The following is a 24186-nucleotide window of genomic DNA, read 5'->3' as shown; positions in this document are numbered from 1 at the left end:
GTACGCAACGCGGGCGGGATCCCCGTCGACCCCGGCAGCGAGCAGCTCACCGTCCTGGCCAAGGAGGTGTACGGGCCCAGGGTGCCCCGCCGCCGGACCGCCCTCAGGCAGGCGGACGGTCCGGGAGAGCTCCCGGGTCCGTCGCCTCGGTCCGCAGCCGGCGCAGGATGCCCGTCGCCGCCCGGCCGTACGCGGAGGAGTCGTTGTGCAGCACCGAGGCCGCGTTGGCGGCCTCCAGCAGCGCGATGATCTCGAAGGTGAGCTGCGGTACGTCCACATCGGGGACGAGGCCGCGTGCTTCCCTGGCCTCCTCCAGCGTCCGCCGCACAAAGGCCACCCAATCCTGGCGGGCCCGCGCGATCGCGTCATGGACCGGGCCGGTGCGCGCGTCGAACTCCGCCGAGACGCCGTGGAAGAAGCACCCGCCCTCGAACACTCGGTCCGCCGAATAGCGCAGCCAGTTCTCGCACAGCGCCCACACCCGGCCCGGTCCGGGCGCCAGACCGCGCACGGGGGCGACGATGTGCTCGGCGTAGACGGCGATCGCCGCCCTCACCGTGGCGAGCTGGAGCTCCTCCTTGGAGCCGAACAGCGCGAAGACCCCGCTCTTGCTGAGGTTCAGCTCGGTGGCGATCCGTCCGAGGGAGAGCCCTTCGAGTCCCTCCACCGAGGCGATGTTCATCGTGCGGCCGAGCACGAGACGCCGGGTCCGGTTGCCGCGTTCGACGCGTCCGTCGGTCCTTGTGGCGCTGTCCGTCATGGCCGCATCGTACTGAACGCACGGTCGTACGGATATTCGGCGTCAGGCCGCTCGAACCGTGCTCAGCGGCCGTAGTTCTGCCGACACAGGGCGGTGAGCGAGGGATCCGTGACTCCGGCGGAGTCGTCGCACAGGCTGCCCATGTCGTAGTCCGTCCGGGGGCGCGACGGCCGGACACCGACGCGTGGCCGGTCCTTCTTCGGGGGCCGCACCTCGGCCGGGGCCCTGCGCGCCGGAGAGTCGGGCCGTACGGTGCGCCGGGGCGGCTCGTGCGCATCCGGGTCCTTCTCCCTGCCCTTCTCCTTCCGCTTCTCCTTCTCCGTCTCCTTCTCCTCTTTCGGCTTGTCCGGCCCGGTCCGCGCGAGCTCCTGACGCGCCGACGGCTGCCCTGGCCTGACCGGCGAGGGTGACGGGTCCCCCGCGGGCGCGAGACTCGGCGCCGGAGCCGGGGGCTCCGGTGCCCCGGACCCGGACACGGAGACACAGCCGGTCGCGGTGAGCAGGCCGACGAGGGTGAGGGGGATGATCCGCAGGCGCATCCGCCCACCCTGGCGCAGGGTGGGCGGCGCCCGACAGCGTGTCGTGTCGGGACCACCGTCACGAGTGATCACATGGACGAGGGGCGACGGTCATTGGCCGACCGGCGACCGCCGGCCCTGCGTGGGCTGCGTGCGGAGCGGTGGGATCGGTAGCAGACTCGGGAAAGGGGATCCGAAGGCTCCGAGGCACGAAGGGCGACGACGCACCATGCTCACCACCCGTTACGTCACAGGCTCCCCGAACTGGATCGACCTCGGCACCCCCGACTTGGAGGGAGCGCGCGCCTTCTACGGCGGCCTCTTCGGCTGGACGTTCCAGTCTGCGGGCCCGGAGGCCGGCGGATACGGCATGTTCCAGCTGAACGACAAGACCGTGGCGGGTGGAATGGCCGTCCCTCCGGAGCAGGGTGGCTCCGCCTTCACCGTCTACTTCCAGAGCCCGGACGCCGACGCCACCGCGGAGCGCGTGCGGACGGGTGGCGGAACGGTCGAGTTCGATCCCATGGACGTCTTCGACCTCGGCCGCATGGCACTCCTCGCCGACCCGGCGGGCGTCGCCTTCGGCATCTGGCAGCCGGGCACCAACAAGGGCCTCGACGTGGTCGACGAGCCGGGCGCCCTGTGCTGGATGGAGCTCTACACCCCGGACACGGGCTCCGCTCTGGGCTTCTACCGTTCGGTCCTCGGCTGGGAGGAGTACGGCGTCCCCATCCCCGGCGGCGACACCTACACCACGGTCAACCCGGCGGGCACCGGCCCCGACGACATGTTCGGCGGCCTCGTCCCCCTGGAGGCCGACCCGGTCGAGGCGGCGGACGGCCCGTACTGGCTCCCGTACTTCGAAGTCACCGACACGAACGCGACCGTGGCCCGCGCGGAAGAACTCGGCGGCACGGTCCGCCTGGCCCCGATCGACCTGGAGGACGTCGGCCGCATCGCGAAACTCGCCGACCCGTACGGTGCGCGGTTCGCGGTGATCAAGAGCGTGGCGCCGCAGGAGAAGTAGTCGTTGATCGTTCATTGACGCGGTGTTTATCGGCACCGGGAAACGTGTCGCCCATGCCGATCAACACCATGACCGACCATGAACTGTCCTGGCAGGAAACCGCCCTCTGCGCCCAGGCGGGCCCGGAGTTCTTCTTCCCCGCCCCTGGCTCGTCCACGCGCGAGGCGAAGCAGCTCTGCGGGGCTTGCGAGGGGCGGCTGGCGTGTTTGGAGTACGCCCTGGCGAATGATGAGCGGTTCGGGGTGTGGGGAGGACTGTCGGAGAAGGAGCGGGGGAGGCTGAAGCGGGGTCAGAGCCAGCGGGCGAGGTAGCGCCCGTTCTTGGCGAGACCGGCACGGATGGCGACTTCGTCGGGCGGAGAGGGGGGCTCGCCAGCGTGAGGCCGCGTCACGACGACCCGTTGTGGGTAGTGGCCGCCGGCGGGGGAGGCTACGCCGCCGCAGGCGGGATCGCCGGCGAACCAGATGATTTCGGGGTGGGGGTTCTGTTTGCGCTGGAAGTCACAGCTGTACGGAGCGCCGTGTATCGCTACCTCTCGGTCCGGCACGATGGCCAGCACCATGACGAAGTCCCTGCTCAGCGGGACGTACGTGCAGGGATAGGCGCGCCAGGGGTAACACCGGAGGATGCGGCCGATGCGCGGTGCGCCCCATACACCCATGCCCGCGAATGGGACTGTCACCAGCGAGCTGATAACTGCCATGCTCGCCAATGGGATCGCGTCACGGTCGTCCAAGAAGTAGTCGAATGTCGGGACCAATGCCACCGGCGTGCTGATCATCGCGGTGAGCCAGAGAACTCGTCGTCGGATCAGCCTGAGATAGGCCTTGGCAGTCGGTGCGTATTCGTACGCTGTCTCGTGCGTCGGCATGGCTGGGATTTCGAAAGAGCTCACAGCAGGAACTCCAAAAGTCGGCTTGGGCGGGGAGGCGGCTCTGGTGTGGCGTCGGGGTCTACGAAGCTGAGGGACTGCCCGATTCCCAGGAGGATGTCCGTGTATTCGTTCGCCATCGAGACGGCGCACGTCGTCAAGTCGACGACGACCACCCGGGGACCGTGGGGCCGGGCCACTGCCAGTCGAGCCTGGAACACGTCAGGAGCCACCGTCTCTAGGCCGATGGCCACGCGCAGCTGGGCGGGCAGGTAGGGCAGTTTCCGAGCTGCGAACACAGCAGGCCTGCCACAGGCGAGGTCGACGAGGCGCTGGTCCACGAGCGTGCCGAAGCCTCCCGCCGTGAGCTCGATGCCGCACTGTGAGACCGCCAGCGTGGCGTTCGGCGCTCCTGTGCTCAGGTTGGACACCGTGACCAGCGAGATGCACAGCTCGGAATCCACGCCACGGTGGAGCCCGAAGGCGGCATGCATCATGCCCTGCTCGTACAGGTCGTCCAAGAGCCCGAGCATGGCGCGGGTTTGGTGCATTGCCCGCTCTCCTGATGCGACGTCGTCGTGGATGATCGGAAGCTCCTGCTGCAACTGGGTGCCAACATCCCTGAGACGGGTGGGATCGATGTCGTGGTATCCCGGTGGCAGGCGGAACCAGCAGTTGCCGGTGTTTTCCATAACAGGAGTCTCCTAGCGAACCTGGGACCATGCGCGGGCGGCGGCGTACAGATTTGGCACGTCGGAGCCTGCAATGCGTGCGCCGTCCACGGCTGTCGTTGTTGGCTTCACGCCCTCTCTGTCTCCGATCGATGTCAGTCCGATTCCTGATGTCGCGACACCGGTTCCAGTCACGCCTGTTTGGGCCGCTCGTGGCGACACTCGGTCGTTGGACCGACGTACGGCCCAGTCCACGAGGGGTTTGGGGGCATCATCGATGGACTGCATCGCCTCCTTGGTACTTGGCCCGAAGGTCCGCGCACCTTGCCGGAGGCCTGCCGACACACTTCCCTCCGCCGCTCCTGCGGCCCTTGCCGCAGTCATCGCCCCTTGGGCCCCCTTGGCGACGGCGGCCAGTCCCGGGACTGCACCCACGGCATCACCCGCAAGAGTGGTGGTGGCAGCCCAGAACTCACTGTCCAACTTGCCCTTGGTGAGCCCGGCTTTGAGCGCGGATCGGATCTTTGGATCCGAGGCATGAACGGCGAGGGCGGCGAGGCTCAGACCAGCGGCTACGAGCAGGAGGGGTACGGCAGCGGCGCCGGCGAAGATGGCGATCAACCCGGCGGCAGCCGACAGCGTGCTCAGCCCGTCCCCAAGATGCTCATCCACCCACTTCAGAGCCTTGTCCATCACCCCCGGCTCCACCGGAGCCAGCTTGTCCACCGCTTCGTTCAAGCCCTTCGCGATGCGCGACGCCTCCAACCGGTGTGTCTCCTCCAGTTCGAGTGCCAGCTTGCGCACCGACGCCAGCGCCTCGCGTGCCTCCGTCACGGCCTTGGTCGCCGCCGCGAGGTCCGACGCGGGTGTGTTGGGTGCGGTGCGGGTCGTGGACTCGTGGGACTCGGCGCGGGCGAGGGCCGTGGCGTGGAGTGCCGCGCGGGACTCGTAGGCGCGGGCCGTCGACTGGTAGCCGATCAGGTCGTCGTGCCAGGTGCCCAGCTGCGACGCGGCCTTGGTCAGGGAGCGGTGGGCGTTGCGGAGGCAGCGGGGGAGGTCGCCGGTGACGGCGGCGCGGAAGGCGGTCGCGGCCTCGCCCTGCCAGGTGGAGCTTTCGGTCAGGAGGCGGTCGACGAGGCGGTGGGCCGTGCCGAGGGATGCCGCCGATGTGGAGAGCTTCGTCCGCAGGGCGGCGATCTCCGTGGGGTTGCCCGGCGCGGGGTTCCGGCCCAGGTGAGGGAACGCGGTGTCAGCCATCCGCCGCCACCGCCGTGAACGCCGCCGCGATCGCCCGGTCGATCTCGGTGTAGATCAGATGACCGGCTTTCACCCCTTCGTGGATGCCGCTGATCCGCTCGCCCAACTGCCCGGCGCCGTACTTCCAGCGCTCCTGGAAGCCGTCGCACGCCTCGTCCAGCTCGTTCGTGCCGAGCTGATCGGCACGTACGTGCTCCAGCGCGCGTCTCGCCTCGCCGAGAGAGGTGACGGATTCGCCCAGCGCATGGGCGAAACGGCCCAACTGGTCTTTCTGCACTTGAAGATCACGGCTCATGGCGGACCACCTTGGCAGATCATCGCCAAAGCGGAGAAATGCCGTACGCCTTCCGGGTGGTGGAGCGTCAGGACGCTGACGACGTGGCCAGGACGGCGGGAGAGGTCGCCGACTTGAGCAGGAGCCGCGGCCTGCCGACGCCGTCCGCCCGTACCGACCAGAGGTCGGCGCCGAAGTCGCCCGGCAGCGCGTAGACGAGCGTGTGCGCGTCGTACCAGAGGGCCTGGTCGTCGACGCTCGCCCGTTCCGCCAGCGGGGTGTCCGTACCGGTGCGCAGATCCAGGACGTGCAGCCGCCAGGGCGCGTCGGCCGGAAGGCCGGGGACCCGCTTCTTGTACGCGATCCGCGTGCCGTCGGGAGACAGGGACGGGCACTCCGCGTTCTCCCGCAGCGTGCGGACCGTACGGGAACGCAGGTCGCCCTCGACCAGGTAGGTGCGGCCGCCGGTGGCGAGGGTCGCGTAGAAGCGGTTGTCGTCGGCGGCGAAGGTGACGCCCCAGAAGTTGTGGTCGGTGGCCCGGTGGCGGCGGCCGTCCACGAGGACCGTGAGCGCTTCGAGATTGGGTACGAGGGTGCCGGTCGCCGTGTCGTGGATCGCGGTACGGGTGGAGAAGGTGCCGCTCGCGTACGAATCGCCGCTGACGAAGACCGTCCAGGCGACAAGGCGTCCGCTGGGCGAGACCCGCGCCCGGGTCGGCGTACCCGGCACGGGAAACGTCCGCACGGGACGCAGGCGTGCGTCGAGGACCACGGCCTCGTGACCGGGCACCACGCCGCCCTTGCGCCGGAGGCAGATGCCCGTACCGGCGGCGGAGGCGTGGAAGCGCAGACAGTCCTGCCCTGCGGCGGTGCGCGCACCCGCAGGGGCGTCGAGCGGTACCGAGGCGATCCGGTCGCGCTCCGGGCCCCAGGCGAGGTTGCGGAACAGCAGCCGGTCCGGCTGGAGGAGGCTCACCGTGCCGGGACGGGCCTGCGGTTCGCCGGGGCGGGCCCGGGAGCGTTCGTCGGCGCGGTCGGCGGCGCGTACGACCGAGACGACCGCCACCGTGGCCAGCACGGCGGTGGCGAGAAGGAGAATCAGCAGCCGGGTGGTGCCGGTCCTGTCCGCTGTCATGCCCTGCTCCGCATCGTCAGCGCGGCGACCGCCGCGAGGGACACCGTCAGACCCACGGCCGCGCCCGCCACCGCGCCACCCGGGCCCCAGTACGTCCATCCGGCGCCGAAGAGCAGCGCCCCCACGAACCGGGCCACGGCCTGCACCGTCTGGACGAGGGCGAGACCGCTCGCCCTCAGGCCTTCCGGCAGCAGCGGGCCCGCGGCCGCCATCAGCACGCCGTCGGTGGCCGCGTAGAACGCCCCGAGCAGCGCGAGCACCGACAGGGCCGGCAGCCAACCGCCCCCGCCCGGCAGGAGGAGCAGCAGATACGCGGCGAGCAGCGCACCGTGCCCGACGAGGAAGACCCCGAGCCGGCCCATCCGGTCCGCGAGCAGTCCGGCGGGGACCGCGAGCAGCAGGAATCCGGCCGCCGTGCCGACGGGCAGCAGCGGAAAGTACTGCACGGGCAGATCCAGGCGCTGCTGAAGCAGCAGATACACGAATGAATCGCTCACCGTGACCACGCCGAGCAGCGCCGCTGTCAGACATAGCCGGGTCAGACCCCGGTTGCCGACGAGCGCCCGCAGCGCCGCGCGCAGGGCGCCCGGCTCCCGGGGCTTCCTCGCGCCGTCCTGAGGCGACGCCGTGCGGATGTCCCGTACGAACAGACCGAGCAGCAGCACACCGAACGCGGCCACACAGAAGCTGACCATGAACACGGCGTCGTAGCCGTCCCGCGCCGCCCACAGCACCGCGAACGCGGCGACCGGGCCGAGAAGCGCGCCCGCCGTGTCCATCGCCCGGTGCACGCCGAAGGCGCGGCCCTGCTCCTCGGGGGGACTGGAGAGGGAGATCAGCGCGTCGCGCGGGGCGGTGCGCAGCCCCTTGCCCGTGCGGTCGGCGGCCAGGACCGCCCCGATCGCCCAGGGGGTGGTGACGGCGAGCAGTACGAGCTTGCAGCCCGCGGAGAGGGCGTAACCGGTGCCCGCGACGAGTTTGCGGCGGTGGGTACGGTCGGCGACATGGCCTCCGGCCAGCCGGAACAGCGCGGTGGCACCCTGCTGGAGACCGTCGAGGGCGCCGAAGGCGAGCGGGGACATGCCGAGCCCGACGACGAGGTAGAGCGGCAGGACGGCGGTGACCATCTCCGCGGAGACATCCGTGACCAGACTGACCATGCCGAGGGCGACGACGTTCCCGGCGACCGCCCGGCGTACGGTACGGCCCCGGCGTGGCGCCTTCCCCCGTTGGCGGACGCCGGTCGCGGCATCGGCCGCGCGACTGGCCGACAGATACACGGATGTCTCCTTCCGTCAGAGGCCGGAGAGGCCGGACATCAGAACCAGGTTCAGAACCAGTTGAGGGTGAGGGGGAAGGCCGTACTCGCCGAGGCGCCGGCCGAGTCGGTCACGGTGGCGGTGATCTGTACCGTTCCCGCGGCCCATGGCTTTCCGCTGATGCGGCCGGTCGAGGCGTCGATCGTGAGGCCGAAGGGCAGTCCTGACGCGCTGTACTTCAGCGGCGCCTTGCCGCCCGTCGCGGTGAGCTGGATCGTGCAGGACTGGTTGAACTTGCACGTCTGCGCACCGGGGTTGACCAGCTTGAGATCACCTGTGGGCGGCGGGGGCTCCTCGCCGGTCCCGAAGACCTCGGTGATGGGCTGGGCGGTCGCGGCGTTGCCCGCGTGGGTGGTGCCGTACAGGTCCTCGAACGTGCGCAGCAGGTTGTAGTGGTTGTACGCGGTGCTGTACCTGCCCTGCTTGACGCCCGCGCCGTAGAAGACCGTGGCGATCTGGTTGGACCCGAGGAAGTTGTCCTCGTCCCAGGTGAGGACCAGCAGGCTGTTGTGGGTCTTGGCCCACTGGGCGTAGGCGTCGAGGTTGTTCTTCAGCCAGGTGTCACCGGTGCTGACCGAGCACGAGTGCATGTCGTTGCACTGGTTCGGGACGATGAACGACAGATCCGGCAGCGCGGTGAAGTCGTTCTTCGGGAACTGCGCCCAGGTCTTGCCGGTGTTCAGCGGCACGTTCTTGAAGGCGAACCAGGGGTTGTGCTTCTGCGCGTACTGCCCGACCGAGCAGATCGTGGAGCCCTCGCTCGGCAGGTCCTCGTTGTACGTGGCGAACGTCTTGCCCGCCGCGATCAGCTCCTGGCCGAGGTTGGGGGCGCTCATCGACTGCGGGGCGTAGCAGCCGTCGCCGGTGATGCCCTGGGTGGCGCCGGAGAACAGGTTGAAGTAGTTCGGCTGGCTGGGGTGGGTCAGCGCCTTCATCGCGGTGAGGCTGGCACCGCCGTTCGCGAGCTGGTTGACGTACGGGGCGTTGGAGCTGCCGATGATCTCGCCGTACTGCTTGTTCTCGAAGACGACGACGACCACGTGGTCGTAGTTCGGCAGCGCCGCCGCTGCCGTCGAATCGGTGGCGCGGGATTCGACGGCCTGGGAGTTGCCGGTGGTCAGCGCGGTGAGCAGGCAGAGCGTGCCGAGGATTCCGGCGCTTGCCGTCCGCCATGTGCGCCTTGGGTGTGCACGTGCGGCTGCGGGATGCCTGGATCGCATGGGCTTTCTCCTCCGTGTTCTCGGGGTTCTCGTGCGTTCCTGTGGTGTTCCTGTGTGTTCTCCGGGGGCTCTGAGGTCTCGGAGCGCTCGGGCTCACTCCTCGCGCCGGGCCGCTCCGGCCACGGCGATGTTCAGAAAGCGCGGTACGGGCCGGCCCGCGTCGCGGAAGTCGTTCGCCACGGCGGAGCGCACCGCCGTCAGCCGGTCACCGGGCAGCAGCACCAGCAGGCCCCGGCCGCTTCGGTTGCCGGGCGGCCAGACGCTGAGCGCTCCCGCGAGCCGCGCGCACTCCGCGGCACGCAGGAGGTCGCCGTCCCGGTCCGCGGCGCCGCCGCGGGTCGCCAGCAGCACCAGCCGGGCGCCGGATGCGCCGGGGTCGAACGGAATCCGCCGCTCCGCGCGTTCCCGGTGGCCCTCGGTGAGCAGCGCCGTGCCCGGCCGGGCGAACAGCACGGCTCTGCGCAGGGCTTCGTCCCCGTCGGGCGCCGCTTCCCTGGCCAGCTCGGCGAGCCGGCCGCGGGGCGGCAGCGGCCTGCCGGGCCCGCCGTGCACATCGGCGACTGCGAGAGCGACGGCGCAGTCCATGGGCTCGCCGACGGACAGCCCCGCGGCCTCGGTGAGCGTGCCGTGCACATGGAGGTCCGTACCGCCCCGGCCGTGACCCGCGCGGGCCATGGTCCGCAGGAGCGCGTAGGTACGGGCTGCCCATTCCGGGGTTGTCGGGTACGGCCCCGACAGCGGCAGGTCGCAGCTCTGGGCGGGATGGCCCAGGGAACTGAGCCGCACCCGCCCGTCGTCGCGCGGCGCGGCGGCCGCCGCGACCGGCCAGCCGGCGGCGGCGACGAGGGCGGGCGAGCCGAGGTGGAAGGCGTGCGGGGCGCTCCACACCGCGGCGGGCGGACGGTCGTGCGCGGTCTCCAGCGCGTACGCCACCAGGCGGAACAGCGGGTCGGCGGTGGGCCGGTGGGCGATGGCGGTCATGGGGGGCTCACCTCGATTCCATGGGCGTGAAGAGAGGTGTCAGGGCGTGTACAGGAGCGCGTACCGCATCCGAGCCGAGGGTCCGGGGCGCCGTCACAGCAGTTTCTCCAGCCGGTCGGCCGCGGTGGCGGAGCCGCCCGCCGCGCTGAAGGAGGCCTGGATCCGACGGGCCGCACGGCGATGGGCGGAGTCGCCCAGCACGGCCGTGACCGCGCCGAGGAGTTCGTCCGTACGCGCCCTCCCGAAGCGCACCCGGACCCCGGCTCCGGCGGTGACGACCTGCTGGGCGACGATCGGCTGGTCGTCCCGGATCGGGGCGACGACCAGAGGGAGCCCGTGGGCGAGCGCCTCGCACACGGTGTTGTGCCCGCCGTGGCAGACCACCGCGTCGAGGTGCGGCAGCAGCGCGAGCTGCGGAACGGTGTCCTGGAGCAGGACGCGCTCCGGCGGCACCGGGCCGATCAGCTCCGCGGGCGCGGCGAGGATCAGCTGCACGTCCGCGGGCAGCCGTTCCGCCGCGCCCAGGACCGCCGCGTAGAACCGGGCACCGGCCTCGCGGTTGAGCGTGCCCAGCGAGACCAGCACCCGACGCCGGTCCGGGTCGAGCCGGTCCCACGGGAAGTCCGCCGAAGCGGGCCGGGCGCCGAGGGCGGGGCCGACGAACGCGTAATGGCCGGGGAACGTCTCCTCGGCGCCCACGAGAGCGGGGGTGGAGAAGACCAGGACCAGCCGGTCGGAGAAGCGCGGGTCCCAGCCGCCCGGGTCGCCGCAGTCGGCGAGCAGCCCGGCGATCCGCTCCGCCACCCAGTCCCCGACCTTCGGGTAGTCCGCGAACGGCCGAGTGAACTCGGCCGATGTACTCGCCGACGTCACCCAGGGGACGTCGAGCCGCCGCGCGACGACGGCCCCGGCGAGCGCCTGCTGGTCGGCGACCAGAACGTCCGGGCGGAATGCCCGGACCGCCGCCGTCACGCCGGGCAGCATCGCGTGTGCCAGCGGAATCAGGGCCTCCTGCCACAGGAACCGCAGCGCCGCGACCCCTCGCAGATCACGCCAGCGCTCATGGAGCTCGGCGTAGCCCCGTGGGCTGTCACCGGAGGGGAACAGCCGGGAGTGGGTGGGCAGCAGCCGGGTCAGGGCCTCGCCGGGGCCGGTCCAGGCGACCTCATGGCCGCGGGCGGCCAGTTCGGCGGCGACGGCGACGGTCGGATTGACGTGCCCCGCCAGCGGTGGCACGACGAACAGGAATCTCGTACTCCGCATACGGCCAGTCATAGGGCCAGTCATAGGGCCAGGACTCCCGTCTGCGTCGCGGAGCGGGCGGCCGTGGGGGTGGCGGTGGCGGTGGCCGTGGCGAGGTGGTCGAGCACCGCGCCACGCAGCGCGCCACTGCTCTCCTTCAGTACGTCGTGGCCGAGGCCGGGCAGGATCCGCAGATCGCAGCGCGGTGCGTGCTGGGCCAGTTCCCGGGCCCCGGGGACGAGTTCGGAGTGCTCGCCGCAGATGATCAGGACCGGGCAGTGCAGCCCCGCGTAGTCGGCGGTGGTGAACGGCCGGCTCGCCGCGATGTCGTCGATCAGGCTGGTGCGGTTGAGCAGCGCGTCGGCGATGGCGGTCAGTTTCGCGGCCTTGCGCAGCCTGAGCGAGGAGAGCTCCGAGGGAACCGGGCTGTCCTCGAGGCTGAGCGCGGCGACGGAGAGGGTGTCGACCATGTTCTCCACCCAGGGGCCGCTGAGGGGCGGTTCGAGCAGGGCGAGGCTCGCCACGAGGTCGGGCCTCGCCAGCGCGGCGTGCAGGGCGAGGGTGCCGCCGTAGCTGTTGCCGACCAGGTGCACGGGACGCCGCCGGCCGAGGCCGAGACCCCGGAGCAGCGCGACGAGGTCCCGCACGGCGGTGCGGGCGTCGTAGCCGGTGGGCGGGCGTTCGGTGAGGCCGTGCCCGCGCAGGTCGTACAGGACGACCTCGTGTCCCGCGCGGGCGACGGGGACGGCGAGCGGGCAGTAGAAGCTGGACAGGTTGTCGACGACCAGGCCGTGGAGGAAGACCACGGTGGGGCCCGGCTGCGGGGCGGGCAGCCGCTGCACGTGGAAGCGCAGGGAGTTGGCGACGATCTCGGCCATGGCGGGCTCAGGCGGCGGGAGTGGAGGAGGACTGCGCCGCACGGGCGAAGGCGACCCGCGTGATGTGGTCGACGAGGTCGCCGACCGACATGGCCAGGATCGCCTCCATGTCCTTCTCGGCCAGGAAGCCCATCAGGTCGACCTCCGCGCCGTACCGCTCGTGCAGCCGTTCGGCGAGGGCGACGAACTCGATGCTCTCCAGCGCCAGATCCTCGTTGAAGGTCGTCTTCGGGGTGACCTCGTCCGCGAGGAGGAATTCGTCACCGACGATCTCCATGAGCATGCCGGTGATCTCGGCGAGGATGTCAGATGCCATGGCGGGTCTCCGTGGGTTGCGAGGGGTGTGAGGGTCGCGAGGGGTGCGCGGACGTGTCTGCGGGCGTGTCTGCGGGCGTGTAGGTGTAGGCGACGACATGGGCCCGCGGCGGGGTGTTCGGGCGGGGCGGGGCGAGGACGGTGCTGGTCCGTACGAGGTGACCGCGGCCCTCGGGGGAGGTGACCCGCAGCCCACCGCCGGCGGGGTCGTCGGGGTCCGCGGTCACGGTCCACTGCCGGGGGCGCCCGCCGAGGCCGCCGCCCTCGGCCTTCGCCGCGGCCTCCTTGGCGCACCACAGCGTGGTGAGCGCCCGGGCCGGTCCGCCCGTCCCGTCGCGCGCCGCGAGGGACTCGGCGAGGCGCAGCTCGTCCGCCGTGAGCGCGACTCGGACGAGTGCGTCGGGGTCGTTCGTCACGGTCTCCACGTCGATGCCGACGGGAGCGGTGGGGTGTGCGACGGCGACGGCGACGAGGTCCTTGTGGGCGAGGGAGAGATGGAGACCGGAGGCCGGGCCGCCCGGGACCGGACGGCCGTGCTCGTCGTTGCCGACCGGTACCTCGGCGGGGAAGAGCGGACCGGCGCCCCGGTCCCACAGCGCCTGCCGCAGGGCGTCCTTGGCGGCGATCCGGCCTAGCAGCCACGCGGGGCGGGCACGGGCGGTGAGCCGCTCGTACGCGGCCCGCTCGGCGGCGCCCAGATAGCGGCGCATCACCAACTCCTGCGAGGCGGGGTCGCTCCAGCGCCGCCGGGCCACGCACCATCCGCCGGGCTGCGGTTCACCGATCCCGCACACCTCCGGGGTGAACTTCATCGGCCACACCCGCTCGTCGGCGGCGAAGCGCCGGTACGTCCATCCGTCCAGGCGGGCCCATACGGCGCCGTCCGGGGTACGCAGCTCCACATCGCCCCGGACCGAGGCCTCGCGTACGTCGCGGATGCGGGCCGTCGCGGCCAGCAGTGTGCCGTCGCGCGGGGCGGGACCGTACAGCCGGATCCGTTCGAGGGAGGCGGGGAAGACCAGCCGGTCGACGGGCAGCCGCAGTTGCATCCAGTGACCGAGCAACTGCCCGGCGGCGTCCAGCAGGGCGCCCGGTGCCGGGAGCGCGCGCAGCACCCCGCGGATACCGTCCTCGGCGACGGCCGTGACCTCGTGCACCCCGGCGAACCCGGGGCCGTGGAACATCCACCGGTCCCGGTAGAGCGCCTCGGCGCTGACCGGCGCGGGCCCTTCGGCGGTGAGGCCCGAGGTGTCGGGGCCGGGCGCGGAGGGGTGCCGGCGGGCGAGCGCGACGGTGACGGTCGCGCAGTCCCCGATGGTCACCCGGACGCGTCCCTCACCCGCCGGGCGGGCGGTGACCTCGACATCGACGGGCGGGGCGACGGGCAGCCAGCGCAGGGCGCGCATGTCGTCGAACCCGGTGACCACGTGCCCCGGCCACGCCGCGACGGCGGCCTCGGCGGCCAGCTCCAGCATGGTGGTCATGGGGACGACGGGGAAACGGTCGGCGGGCTCGGGCCAGTGCTCGGGCTGGAGATAGACGCAGTGGTCGCTGACGTACGGCATGGTGTCGAGGGACAGCCGCCGTGTCCGTGTGTACGCCACAGGGCCGGGGGTTTCGCTCCAGGCGTCGGTGACGGCCCGGGCGGCCGCCTCGGTCTCGGCCAGCACGGAGTCCAGGGCGGAGAGCAGAGCGGAGCGGGGCCCCGCCGCGCCACCGGGCCCGGCCGCCGCCGACGGGGGCACCTCGTGCCCAGCCGCGCCGAGCCGGTGCGCTGCCGCGCCGAGCCCGTGTGCCGCCGCGCCGAGCCGTACGAGCGGCGACCCCAGATCGAGCGCCATGACCGTGGCCCGGGTGCCGGCGTCGGTGCCCGCCTGGGGCGTGGTCTCGGTCCTGCCTCCGGCGTCGGCGCTGGTTTCGATTCCGGTTCCGGTTCCGGTTCCGGTTCTGGTTCCGGTTCCGGCCTGGGGCGTGGTCTCGGCCTGGTTCGTGGTCCGTGCGTCGGCCCCGGCCCGCATTCCGGACCCGGCCGCAGTCTCGGTTCCGTTGTCTGGCTTGGTCTTGGCCTCATGCCTGGTCCGGAGCTTGACGTCGTCCCTGGCCTCGGCCTCGGTCCCGGTCCCGGTGTCGGCCGCGACCCCGACCCCGACCCCGACCTCGGTTCCGGTTCCTGTTCCGGTTCCTGCCCAGGGCTCGGGGCCGGGGCTCGGGCGGTGACGTCGCTCGTCGGCCACGGCCCCGTCCCGGGCGGGCCCGGTGCTGCCGGCGGGTTCCGGGTGCGCGTGCCCGTTCAGAGCCGTGGCGGGCGCGGCGGGTCCGGGTGCGGCGCGGCCGAGGCGTGGTGCGGGCCGAGCCAACCGGTCCCAGTGCGGCTCCAAGCCCTCGGCCCACAGCGCCGCCGCCGTACGGCGCAGCGCGTCGAGGCCGGTGTGGGTCGGTGTGGCCGCGGCGACCGCCAGGTGGTCGTCGGCCCGCAGGGTGTCCGTCACGAACCCGGTGAGGCTCCCCGGCCCCGCCGAGACGAAGGCGCGTACGCCGTTCTCGTACAGCCGCAGTGTCAGCGTGCGGAAGTCCACCGGCTCCAGCAGATGGCGAAGCACCAGCCGCCGTAGGCCGTCGGTGTCCGTGGGGTACGGGGAGCCCGTCGTCGCGGACCAGACCGGCAGGGTCGGCTCCTGGAGCGGGAGTCTGTCGAACGCGCCGCGTACCTGGTCCAGGTACGGCTCCCACATGGGCGTGTGGAAGCCGGAGCGGAACGGCAGCTCCTGGGCCAGTACGCCCTCGGCCTTCAGACGGCCGAGCGCGGTCGCCACCTGCTCCGGCTCGCCGCACACCACCGACTGGTGGGGGCAGTTGTCATGGCTGACCACCACCCGGTCCAGCCCGTGCAGCGCACCGGCGGCCTGTCGCGCCCCGCAGCCGACCGCCGCGTACACCAGGTCGGGCACGGTGAGCGAGCCGGGGCGCAGCGAGCCGAGGAAGGCGTCGACGGCCTCCTGCGGGTACATTCCGGCCACCACCATGGCCGCCCACTCGCCGAGGCTGTGCCCGGCCAGCAGGTCGGGCCGGATGCCGATGTCCGGCAGGGCGCGGGCGAAGAACCGCCCGATCGCGATCGCGTCCAGCGCGCGCTCGATCAGCTCGTCGCCGCCGCTGAGCGCGGGCCGGTCCAGCCCGAGGTGGTCGGCGACGTCGTCGACGGACGCGGCGAACTCCGGTTCCAGGCCCGGGAAGAGGAGGGCCAGCCGGCCGCCGGGCTCGGCGGCATGGGCCCCCAGCAGCGGGCGCGGCGTGAACCATACGTCCCCACGCCCCCGCCAGGCCCGGCCACGGGCGACGACCTTCGCCGCCAGCGTCAGGCGCTCGGGTGTCGGCCCGACGACGGCCAGCCGGCACGGGCCGTCGACCCGCGTCGTGTCCGAGTCCTGGAGCCGACGGGCCAGCTCCTCAGGGCTGTCGGCGGCGAGCAGCAGTACGTCGCCGGATGCCGGAGCGCGGCCCGGCGCCCCTGGCCCGGGGCGTGCGCCGGCCGTGAAGGCGCCCCGCACCGCGTCGCCCCGTGCGGGCTGCGGCAGCGGCGGCAGCGGTACGAAGCGCCTCACCGGTGGTGCCGCCCTGCGCGCCGCCCGCGTCGCCCCTGGCGCCTCCTCCAGGATCGCGTGGGCGTTGATCCCGCCGAATCCGAACGCGTTCACCCCCGCCCGCCGGGGGCCCCGCTCCCAGGGCTCGGCGGCCGTCACCGGGCGCATACGGGTGCGGGGGAAGTCCGCGTGGGGGTCGTCGAGATGGAGCGTGGGCGGGAGCACTCCGGCGTGCACCGCGAGGGCGGCCTTGATCAGGCCTGCCATGCCGGAGGCCTGCATGGTGTGGCCGAGCATCGACTTCACCGAGCCGAGGGCGATCGGCTCGGACGTGGCCGACGGCGGCCCGAACACCCGGGCCAGCGTGGCGAGTTCGGCCGTGTCGCCGACGGGCGTGCCCGTGCCGTGGGCCTCCAGCAGGCCCAGCGCGTCCGGGGCCGTCGGGTCGAGGCCCGCGTCGCGCCAGGCGCGTTCGAGGGCCTGGACCTGGCCGTCGACGAGCGGGCTCATCAGGCTGGCGGCCCGGCCGTCGCCGCCGACGCCCACCCCCCGAACGACGGCGTACACACGGTCGCCGTCGCGCTCGGCGTCGCAGAGCCGCTTCAGCAGGACGACGCCCGTTCCCTCGGACAGCAGGGTGCCGTCCGCGCGCCGGTCGAAGGGTCGGATGCGCTCGCTCGGGCTGAGCGCGCGCAACTGCGTGAACACGCTCCACAGCGTGGCGATGTGACAGTGATGGACGGCACCCGCGACCACCACGTCGCAGCGGCCGGCCGCCAGCAGCCCGGCCGCCTGGTCGACGGCGAGGAGCGAGGACGCGCAGGCGGCGTCGAGGGTGTAGGCGGGGCCACGGAAGTCCAGCCGGTTGGCGGTCCGCGCGGCGGTGAAGCTCGGCACCAGCCCGATGGACGCCTCGGGCTGTTCGGGGCCCAGGGCGGCCTGGAACGCCTCGCGCACCGCCGTGATCCGGGCCTCGCCGAGCTCGGGGGCGATTTCCCTGAGGGTGGCTGTCAGCTGATGGGCCGTACGGACCCGCTGGTCGAGGCGGGCGGTCGCCACACCCATGAACCCGCCGCGCCCGAGGACCACCCCGATCCGGGAGCGGTCGGACGGCAGCCGGCCCTCGCCGCCCGCGTCCGCGACGGCCTCCGCGGTCGCGTGGAGGGCGAGCAGTTGGTCGGGTTCCGCCCCGGTCACGGCGGTGGGCATGATGCCGAAACGCGTCGGGTCGAAGGACGCGAGGTCGTCGACGAAGCCGCCGCGCCGGCAGTAGAAGCGGTCGCTGCGGGCCGGTCCGTTGGCGCCCCGCGGGTCGTAGTAGACCTCGGGGTCCCACCGGTCGGCCGGCACGTCACCGATGGCGTCCGTGCCCGCGAACAGGTTGCGGCGGTACGCGGACAGATCGGCGGCTCCCGGGAACACCGCGCCCATGCCGACGATCGCGGCGTCGGTCGGCCGGGGGCCCTGGCGTAGCTCAGCCACGGCCGTCCCCTTCCCGGCCACCCTGGTTCTCCGGGTCTCCCAGGCCGCCCCGGATTTCCAGGCCTTCTCGGTCGTCCCGGCCTTCTCGGTCGTCCCGGTCGTCCCGGTCGTCCCGGTCTTCCTGGGCCATGAGGACGACCTGGGTGTCCTGCCCGTGCGCCAGTTCGGCGAGGAAGGCCGCGACTCCGTCCTCGGGCCGGATGAGGGGGATGCCACGGCGGGCGTAGGAGCGTTCCAGCTCCGGAGTGACCATCCCGCCCGCCTCCGCCGCCCACGGGCCCCAGTCGATGGAGAGGACCCGGCAGGGCAAGGTCTCCGCCCAGGCGTGGGCGAGGCTGTCGAGGGCGTCGTTGGCGGCGGCGTAGTCGGCCTGGCCCCGGTTGCCGTAGACACCGGCCACACTTCCGAACAGGACCAGGAACGCCGGGTCCGCCACCGCCCGGCCGTGCTCGGCGATCGCGGCCGCCAGGTGCCGCGCCCCGTCCACCTTGGTGGCGAAGACCTGGGCGAACGCATCGGGGTCCTTGTCGCACAGCAGGGCGTCCCGGAGCGTACCGGCGCCGTGCACGATGCCGTCGAGGCGGCCGTGCCGGGCGCGGATGTCCGCCACCACGGCACGTACCGCAGCCTCGTCCGTGACGTCCGCCGCGTGGTAGCGCACCGAGGCGGCCGTATCGTTCAGCGCGCCGAGGGTGGCCCGCACCTCACGGGCGGCCAGGACGCGGGACGCCGCCGCCTCGATGTCGGCGGGAACGCGCAATCCCTGCGCGATGAGCGCGGCGCGCAGCGCGACCCGGTCATGGGCGTGGGCGAGCGCCGGTTCGTCGGCCGGGTCCGGTGGGGGAGTGCGGCCGATGAGCTCGATGTGGCAGCAGGTGGCGCGGGCCAGCGCGAGAGCGGTACGGGCGGTGATGCCGCGGGCTCCGCCGGTGAGGAGTACGACGGAATCGGGGCCGAGGGGGAGCGCGGACGGTGACACCGTGCCGGGAAGCGGGGACGGGGTCGTGCGCAGGACGTTGCGGGTGCCGTTGGTGTAGCCGACGGCGATCGGCTGGTCGCCCGGCTGCTCGTCCAGTTGCCGGTCCAGTTGCCGGTCCGGTTGCTGGTCCGGTTGCTGGTCCGGTACGCACAGCTCGGCGAGCAGATGGGCGGCGATCCGCTCGGGGCTGTCCTTGGGGTCGATGTCCACCGCGCGTACGAGGGTGCCGGGGTACTCGATCGCGGCGGTACGCAGGAAGCCGCGCAGCCCGGCGCCCGGTGTCGGGTCGTGCGCCGCCGTCCCGTGCCCGAACGCGCCGCCCGAACCGGTCGCGACCAGCAGCAGGCGCGCCCCGCCGACGAGGGCCTGCCGCAGCCCTTCGAACGTCTCCGGCAGCACGGGGCGCGGCGCGGGCCGCAGCGCGCTGAGGTCGACAACCCCGTCCACGACCCCGTCCACGGTCCCGCCCACGCCGGTGGCGTCGGGCAGCTGTTCGGAGGCGACGGTACGCACTTCGGCCCCGTACGTCTCCAGGAGCGTGGCCAGTTCGAGGGCGACACCCGCCCCGTCCTCGACGACGGCGAACCGGCGGCCCTTCAGCGCCGCGACGGCGTCCCGGGTACCGGGCGAACCGGTGGGAGCGACGCCGACCACGAGCCGGGTGAGGGGGCGCGGCGCGGCTTCCTCCCCTCCTGGCACCTTCCCGGCCGTGTCGATGTGCGGCCGCGCCGCGAGGGGTGCCGCGTTCGTGGCCGGGGCCGTACCCGGCGGGGCGACAGCGCCGCCGGCGACGACACCGTCGGTGCCCGCGTCGTCATGCGAGACGATCCAGTCCACGATGCCGCGGAGGGTCTTGATGCGGGCGAGCTCCTCCACGGCCGATTCCGCGGGCCCGTCGAGACCCTGTGGCAGGCCGATCCGGTCGGCCAGCGCTCCGATGATCTCCACCCGCTTGATGGAGTCCACCGAGAGGTCCGCCTCCAGGTCGAGGGCGGGGTCGAGCATGTCCCGGGGGTAGCCGGTGCGGGTGTGGACGATCTCCAGGACGGTGTCCATGAGTTCGTCCGCGGTGCGCGGCCGGCCGGCGCCCGGCTGCGCTTCCGCCACGGGGACGGGGGTGGGGACGGGCGCCGCGACCGGCACGGCGGCCGGGAGCGCCTCCATGGGTGCGACGCGCCCGGCCCCCGACGCCTCCGCCCCCAGGTAGCCGAGCAGGACCTCACGCCCGGCCGCGACCAGTTCCCTGGCTCCGCGCAGATACTCCAGCACCGCCTCATCGCGCCGGTCCACGCCCGTCGCGGTCGTGGTGGCTTCCGGCACCCGCACCTGGCGCGCCGGACGCAGCCCGCCGGAGACCGGTTCGCCCGCCGTGGTGCGGACCAGATGACCGTCCACCAGCCAGCCCGGGCGCTGCGGGGCCCGCTGCGGCAGCGGAGCCGTACGCCCCTTGAACAGGGCCTCGGGGTCGACCGGGAGCCCCGCCGCCGCCAGTTCGGCGAGCGCGGACAGCAGCCGGGGCAGACCGGGCTCCCCGGGGACGTCGCAGGCGACAGCCGTGTGCGGCCGTTCGCCGAGGATCTTGCCGACCAGGCCGGTGAGCACCCGTCCGGGCCCGGCCTCGACGAAGGTCCGTACCCCCGCCGCGTACATGGCCTCGATCTGTGCGACGAAGCGCACGGGCTCGGCGACCTGGTGCGCCAGGAGATCCCGTATCGCCGCCGGGTCCTCGGGATACGGCCGCGCCGTGGTCGTCGACCACACGGGGAAGGCGGGCGCCGAGACCGCCGTCCCTGCCAGCGCTCCCGCCAGGGCGTCGGCGGCGCCCGCGACGACCTCGCTGTGGAAGGCGCAGGCGACCGGGATGCGGTCCGCGCTCAGCCCGGCGGCGCGCAGTGCCGCGACGGCGGCGTCGACGGCGGCCGTCGGCCCGGAGACGACGCACTGCCGGGGCGCGTTGTGGTTGGCGATCACGCAACCGGCGTCGGCGGCGATGTCCCGCACCCGCTCGGGCTCCGCCGTCACGGCGGCCATCGCGCCGGGGTCGCCCCCGGCGGTGGCCGCCGCGTCGAGGATCGCCTCGGCCCGGCGGCCGCTGAGGGCCAGCAGGGCATCCGTGTCGTACGCGCCCGCGGCCCACAGGGCGGTCAGTTCGCCGTACGAGTGTCCGGCGGCGCAGTCGGGGCGTACGCCCAGCGACGTGAGCAGCGAGAACGCCGCCGCGCCGGTGAGTCCCAGGGCGGGCTGCGCCACCCGCGTGTCGGTGACGGCGGCCCGCCGCGCCGACCGTTCGGCATCCGTGAAAGCGGCGGGCGGGAACATGGCGGCCACGACCGGTGCCGGAGCATCGTCCAGCAGCCGCCGGAGCGCGGGGAAGGCGATGAAAAAGTCGCCCAGCATCCCCGGCCGCTGGCTGCCCTGCCCGGGAAACAGGAACCCGACCCGTCCGGGATCCGCGTTCTTCTCGCGCACGTACACGCCGTCACCCGCCGTGAAGGCGCGGGCCCGCGCCAGCTTGGCGCCGAGATCGTCCAGATCCTCGGCGACCACCGCGACCTGTACGGTTCCGGGATCGGCTGCCGTCTCGGCGGCCAGGTCGCGCAGCGGCCACGGACGCCCGGCGGAGTCGTTCTGCTCCAGTCGCGCAGCCAGCCGCGCCATCGCCCGCCCGGCCGCCGCGCGGTCGGTGCCCCGGAAGCAGAACAGCTCGGCGGGCCATGCGTCGAGCCCGTGCGCGGGCTCGGGCGCGCCCCCGTAACCGGCGAGGACCGTGTGGTAGTTGGTGCCGCCGAACCCGAAGGCGCTCACACCGGCGATGCGCCGTTCCACCGGAGCCGCCCAGGGGCGGGCCTCGGTGTCGAAGAAGAACGGGCTGGTGTCCGCGTCCCAGTCGGGGTGGGGTCCACCCACGTTGAGCGTCGGAGGCCGCACGCCGGAGTGGACCGCGCGCGCGGCCTTGATGACACCGGCCAGCCCGGCCGCGCACTTGGTGTGCCCCAGCTGCGACTTCACAGAGCCCAGCGAGCACGAGCCGGCCGGCGACGAGCCGGGCGACGAACCCGCTGGTGAGCCCGGCGACGAGCCCAGCAGCGAACCCGCCGACGAGCCCGCTGGCGAGCCCTGCGACGAAGCCGCTGTTGAGCCCTGCGACGAGCCCGAGCCCGTGAACACGTCGGTCAGCACAGCCAGTTCCGTACCGTCACCGACCACCGTCCCCGTGCCGTGTGCCTCGACGAGTCCCACCTCGCCCGGTGCGACCCCCGCCTTCCGGTACGCACGCTCCAGAGCGCGCCGCTGGCCCTCCGGCCGGGGCGCGGTCAGCCCCAGCGAGCGGCCGTCGCTCGACGCGCCGACGGACTTGACCACGGCGTACACCCGGTCGCCGTCCCGTTCCGCGTCCTCCAGGCGCTTGAGCACCAGGCACGCGACGCCCTCGCCCAGGGCGATACCGTCGGCCCGAGCGTCGAAGGGCCGGCAGCGGCCGGTGGGGGAGAGGGCCCGTACGGAGGCGAACATCAGGTAGTCGTTGATTCCGTTGTGGACGTCCGCACCACCGCACAGCACCATGTCGCTGTCCCCGTCGCGCAGTTGGCGGCACGCGAGATCGAGGGCGGCGAGCGAGGAGGCGCACGCGGCGTCGACCGTGCAGTTGGCGCCGCCGAGGTCGAGGCGGTTGGCGACCCGGCCCGCGATGACGTTGGAGAGGACGCCGGGGAACGAGTCCTCGGTCAGGCGCGGAAGCAGCTCGTCCAGTTCAGGTGGAAGCTCACCGAGATACCCGGAGTGCAGCGCCCTGAAGCCGTACGCGCCCGCGAGTTCGGTCCCGGCCTCGGCGCCGAACACCACCGACGTACGCGAACGGTCGAACGCGCGCGCCCGGTCGTAGCCGGCGTCCGCCAGCGCCCGGGAGGCGATTTCCAGGGCGAGCAGCTGCACCGGTTCGATGGCGGGCAGGGAGGCCGGAGGGATGCCGTGCGCGAGCGCGTCGAACGGGACGGCGGGCAGGAAGCCGCCCCAGCGGGAGGGGGTGCGTTCGCCGGAGCGGGCGAGGTCGGCGTCGTAGTAGACGGCCGGATCCCAGCGGTCGGACGGCACCTCGGTCACGGAGTCGGTCGCGGCGACGATGTTCGCCCAGTAGCCGGCGAGGTCGCCCGCGCCGGGGAACGCGCAGGCCATGCCGACGATGGCGATGTCCAGGGCTTCCTCGACGGGTTCGTCGGCGGCCGGGGCGAACTCCCGCGCCCTGCGGTCGACCAGGTCCGAGGCCCCGTCCGTCACCTGCGCGTGCAGCGCGGCGAGGGTGGTGGTGGCGCCGCGGGCGGTCGCGACCTGCCCCAGCATGTAGAGGCCGTCGCGCTTCTGCTCGCCCGGCTCCACCGGTACGGGTCCGCCGGCAGCGTGGCGCAGCCCCTTGCTGGCGATGCGCAGCCGCCCGAGGTTGAGGCGCTCCAGCTCCTCCCACACCTCGCGCGGGCTCGCGCCGCTCTCCTCCAGACGGCGGCGGGTGGCCTCGAACGTCCCGGCGTAGTGCGTGTCCGCGCAGCGCGTGGCATGGCCCGGCGCGGTGCGCAGCAGGACGGTCGCGTCGCAGTCGAGCGCCGCCCGCTGGAAGCCGGGGAGTACGGCACCGGCGGCGACGGCCTCTTCGGTGAACAGGTACGCGGTGCCCATCAGGACCCCGATCCGGGCGCCCCGGTCCGCGAGCGGGGCCGCGGCCACGGCGGCCATCGCGGCGGAGCGCTCGTCGTGGATGCCGCCCGCGAAGAGCACGTCCAGCGCCGGGACGTCGTCGCAGCCGAGCAGCCGCTCGATCTGCTCCTCCCACAGCGGGAACGAGGCACGCGGACCGATGTGGCCGCCGCACTCCAGCCCCTCGAAGACGAAGCGCCGGGCGCCCTCGGTGAGGAAACGTTCCAGCAGTCCTGGTGACGGCACGTGGAGGTACGTCCGGGTCCCGGCCGCCTCCAGCGGGGCGGCCTGCACCGGCTGCCCGCCCGCGATGATCGCGTACGGCGGTCGTACGTCGGCGACCGCGGCGAGCTGCTCGGTGCGGAGCTCGGGCGGGGCGAAGCCGAGCAGCCCCACCCCCCAGGGCCGGTCCCCCAGCCGCTCCGCGGTCTCCGCGAGCAGCCGTCGTACCTCCCCGCCGCCCATGACCGCGAGCGCGAGATACGGCACCCCGCCCGCCTCGGCGACAGCGTCCGCGAACGCCGCCCGGTCGCTGACCCGGGTCATCGGCCCCTGCGCGACCGGCAGATGCGGCTCCTGCGGACGCGGTCGCAGTGGCCGCGCCCGTACCGCCGCCTCCAGATGCCCGGTGACGGCACCGCGCACGCCCTGCACCACTCGCCCGACGGTCCGGTACTGCTCCCCGAGCCGCGCGGCGAACGCCCCGTCCTGCCCGACGGGCAGCAACTGCTCCCCCAACCCCCGCGCCCCCAACGGCAGCACGCCCCGCCCACCCACGCCCGCCCCGGCGCCCGGGGCCTGGCCGGCGCTGCCCGCCGCTCCGCCTGCCGTACGGGCCTGCCGTGCGTCGTCGGGGTGGCCCGCCGCGTGGTTGTCGGCCGCTCCGGCGGTGACCTGGCCGGCGCTGCCCGCCGCTCCGCCTGCCGTACGGGCCTGCCGTGCGTCGTCGGGGTGGCCCGCCGCGTGGTTGTCGGCCGCTCCGGCGGTGAC

17 protein-coding genes are annotated in these 24186 nt (G+C 73.4%); 2 read left to right on the top strand and 15 right to left on the bottom strand.

All coding sequences use genetic code 11. The features are described from left to right. Positions 1-103 precede the first annotated feature (103 nt). Entirely contained in the window at positions 104-760 is a 657-nt protein-coding gene (locus ABT342_RS07625) for a TetR/AcrR family transcriptional regulator (RefSeq protein ID WP_351568492.1), read from the bottom strand. A gap of 62 nt (positions 761-822) precedes the next feature. Beyond that, positions 823-1299 (bottom strand): hypothetical protein, encoded by a 477-nt coding sequence (locus tag ABT342_RS07620; RefSeq protein ID WP_351568489.1) that lies wholly within the window; start codon positions 1297-1299, stop codon positions 823-825. A gap of 208 nt (positions 1300-1507) precedes the next feature. Here ABT342_RS07620 and ABT342_RS07615 point away from each other — a divergent pair, with 208 nt between their 5' ends. Next, positions 1508-2305 (top strand): VOC family protein, encoded by a 798-nt coding sequence (locus ABT342_RS07615; RefSeq protein ID WP_351568486.1) that lies wholly within the window; start codon positions 1508-1510, stop codon positions 2303-2305. Between the two features lie 53 nt (positions 2306-2358). Beyond that, positions 2359-2616 (top strand): WhiB family transcriptional regulator, encoded by a 258-nt coding sequence (locus tag ABT342_RS07610; RefSeq protein ID WP_351568483.1) that lies wholly within the window; start codon positions 2359-2361, stop codon positions 2614-2616. Here the strand turns inward: ABT342_RS07610 and ABT342_RS07605 are convergent. From ABT342_RS07605 to ABT342_RS07540, 13 genes are all read right to left on the bottom strand, one after another. After that, positions 2595-3176, bottom strand: a complete 582-nt coding sequence (locus tag ABT342_RS07605; protein ID WP_351568480.1) for a hypothetical protein — start codon at positions 3174-3176, stop codon at positions 2595-2597. The two genes, ABT342_RS07610 and ABT342_RS07605, sit on opposite strands and share 22 nt — an antisense overlap. Before the next feature lie 20 nt (positions 3177-3196). Beyond that, entirely contained in the window at positions 3197-3868 is a 672-nt protein-coding gene (locus ABT342_RS07600) for a hypothetical protein (RefSeq protein WP_351568477.1), read from the bottom strand. A gap of 12 nt (positions 3869-3880) precedes the next feature. Next, positions 3881-5104: a hypothetical protein gene (locus ABT342_RS07595; RefSeq protein ID WP_351568474.1), complete on the bottom strand. Its 1224-nt coding sequence runs from the start codon at positions 5102-5104 to the stop codon at positions 3881-3883. Next, positions 5097-5399 carry a DUF6317 family protein gene (locus ABT342_RS07590; protein WP_351568471.1) on the bottom strand — a complete coding sequence of 101 codons (303 nt, stop codon included), beginning with the start codon at positions 5397-5399 and terminating at the stop codon, positions 5097-5099. The genes ABT342_RS07595 and ABT342_RS07590 overlap by 8 nt, the downstream gene beginning before the upstream one ends. Before the next feature lie 67 nt (positions 5400-5466). Further along, positions 5467-6513 carry a TolB-like translocation protein gene (locus ABT342_RS07585; protein ID WP_351568468.1) on the bottom strand — a complete coding sequence of 349 codons (1047 nt, stop codon included), beginning with the start codon at positions 6511-6513 and terminating at the stop codon, positions 5467-5469. Then, positions 6510-7793: an MFS transporter gene (locus tag ABT342_RS07580; RefSeq protein WP_351568465.1), complete on the bottom strand. Its 1284-nt coding sequence runs from the start codon at positions 7791-7793 to the stop codon at positions 6510-6512. Before ABT342_RS07580 ends, ABT342_RS07585 begins: the two co-directional genes overlap by 4 nt. A 50-nt stretch (positions 7794-7843) precedes the next feature. Continuing rightward, a complete protein-coding gene (locus ABT342_RS07570; RefSeq protein WP_502965480.1) occupies positions 7844-9052 on the bottom strand; it encodes an alkaline phosphatase family protein in 1209 nt (402 codons plus the stop codon). Between the two features lie 93 nt (positions 9053-9145). After that, positions 9146-10033, bottom strand: coding sequence for a galactokinase (locus ABT342_RS07565; protein ID WP_351568462.1), 888 nt, complete (start codon positions 10031-10033; stop codon positions 9146-9148). A gap of 93 nt (positions 10034-10126) precedes the next feature. Then, positions 10127-11296 (bottom strand): glycosyltransferase, encoded by a 1170-nt coding sequence (locus ABT342_RS07560; protein WP_351568459.1) that lies wholly within the window; start codon positions 11294-11296, stop codon positions 10127-10129. A 20-nt stretch (positions 11297-11316) separates the two neighbouring features. Continuing rightward, a complete protein-coding gene (locus tag ABT342_RS07555; RefSeq protein ID WP_351568456.1) occupies positions 11317-12153 on the bottom strand; it encodes an alpha/beta fold hydrolase in 837 nt (278 codons plus the stop codon). Positions 12154-12160: 7 nt separating this feature from the next. Further along, positions 12161-12469 carry an acyl carrier protein gene (locus tag ABT342_RS07550; protein ID WP_351568453.1) on the bottom strand — a complete coding sequence of 103 codons (309 nt, stop codon included), beginning with the start codon at positions 12467-12469 and terminating at the stop codon, positions 12161-12163. After that, complete coding sequence (locus tag ABT342_RS07545) at positions 12459-17531, bottom strand: type I polyketide synthase (protein WP_351568450.1); 5073 nt, start codon at positions 17529-17531, stop codon at positions 12459-12461. The genes ABT342_RS07550 and ABT342_RS07545 overlap by 11 nt, the downstream gene beginning before the upstream one ends. Further along, positions 17524-24186: SDR family NAD(P)-dependent oxidoreductase (locus ABT342_RS07540; protein ID WP_351568447.1), on the bottom strand; the 6663-nt coding region annotated here is incomplete at its 5' end. The genes ABT342_RS07545 and ABT342_RS07540, both read right to left, overlap by 8 nt.

It is taken from the genome of Streptomyces sp. NPDC000410 (assembly GCF_040300305.1).
Classification (GTDB): domain Bacteria; phylum Actinomycetota; class Actinomycetes; order Streptomycetales; family Streptomycetaceae; genus Streptomyces.
Note: the sequence above shows the minus strand (reverse complement) of the source record. Positions and strands in the feature narration are given on the sequence as shown.

Excerpts from the sequence above, each read along its gene's own strand:
- ABT342_RS07625 (WP_351568492.1), bottom strand. The coding sequence starts at position 760 with ATGACGGACAGCGCCACAAGGACCGACGGACGCGTCGAACGCGGCAAC.
- ABT342_RS07620 (WP_351568489.1), bottom strand. The coding sequence starts at position 1,299 with ATGCGCCTGCGGATCATCCCCCTCACCCTCGTCGGCCTGCTCACCGCG.
- ABT342_RS07615 (WP_351568486.1), top strand. The coding sequence starts at position 1,508 with ATGCTCACCACCCGTTACGTCACAGGCTCCCCGAACTGGATCGACCTC.
- ABT342_RS07610 (WP_351568483.1), top strand. The coding sequence starts at position 2,359 with ATGCCGATCAACACCATGACCGACCATGAACTGTCCTGGCAGGAAACC.
- ABT342_RS07605 (WP_351568480.1), bottom strand. The coding sequence starts at position 3,176 with ATGCCGACGCACGAGACAGCGTACGAATACGCACCGACTGCCAAGGCC.
- ABT342_RS07600 (WP_351568477.1), bottom strand. The coding sequence starts at position 3,868 with ATGGAAAACACCGGCAACTGCTGGTTCCGCCTGCCACCGGGATACCAC.
- ABT342_RS07595 (WP_351568474.1), bottom strand. The coding sequence starts at position 5,104 with ATGGCTGACACCGCGTTCCCTCACCTGGGCCGGAACCCCGCGCCGGGC.
- ABT342_RS07590 (WP_351568471.1), bottom strand. The coding sequence starts at position 5,399 with ATGAGCCGTGATCTTCAAGTGCAGAAAGACCAGTTGGGCCGTTTCGCC.
- ABT342_RS07585 (WP_351568468.1), bottom strand. The coding sequence starts at position 6,513 with ATGACAGCGGACAGGACCGGCACCACCCGGCTGCTGATTCTCCTTCTC.
- ABT342_RS07570 (WP_502965480.1), bottom strand. The coding sequence starts at position 9,052 with ATGCGATCCAGGCATCCCGCAGCCGCACGTGCACACCCAAGGCGCACA.
- ABT342_RS07565 (WP_351568462.1), bottom strand. The coding sequence starts at position 10,033 with ATGACCGCCATCGCCCACCGGCCCACCGCCGACCCGCTGTTCCGCCTG.
- ABT342_RS07560 (WP_351568459.1), bottom strand. The coding sequence starts at position 11,296 with ATGCGGAGTACGAGATTCCTGTTCGTCGTGCCACCGCTGGCGGGGCAC.
- ABT342_RS07555 (WP_351568456.1), bottom strand. The coding sequence starts at position 12,153 with ATGGCCGAGATCGTCGCCAACTCCCTGCGCTTCCACGTGCAGCGGCTG.
- ABT342_RS07550 (WP_351568453.1), bottom strand. The coding sequence starts at position 12,469 with ATGGCATCTGACATCCTCGCCGAGATCACCGGCATGCTCATGGAGATC.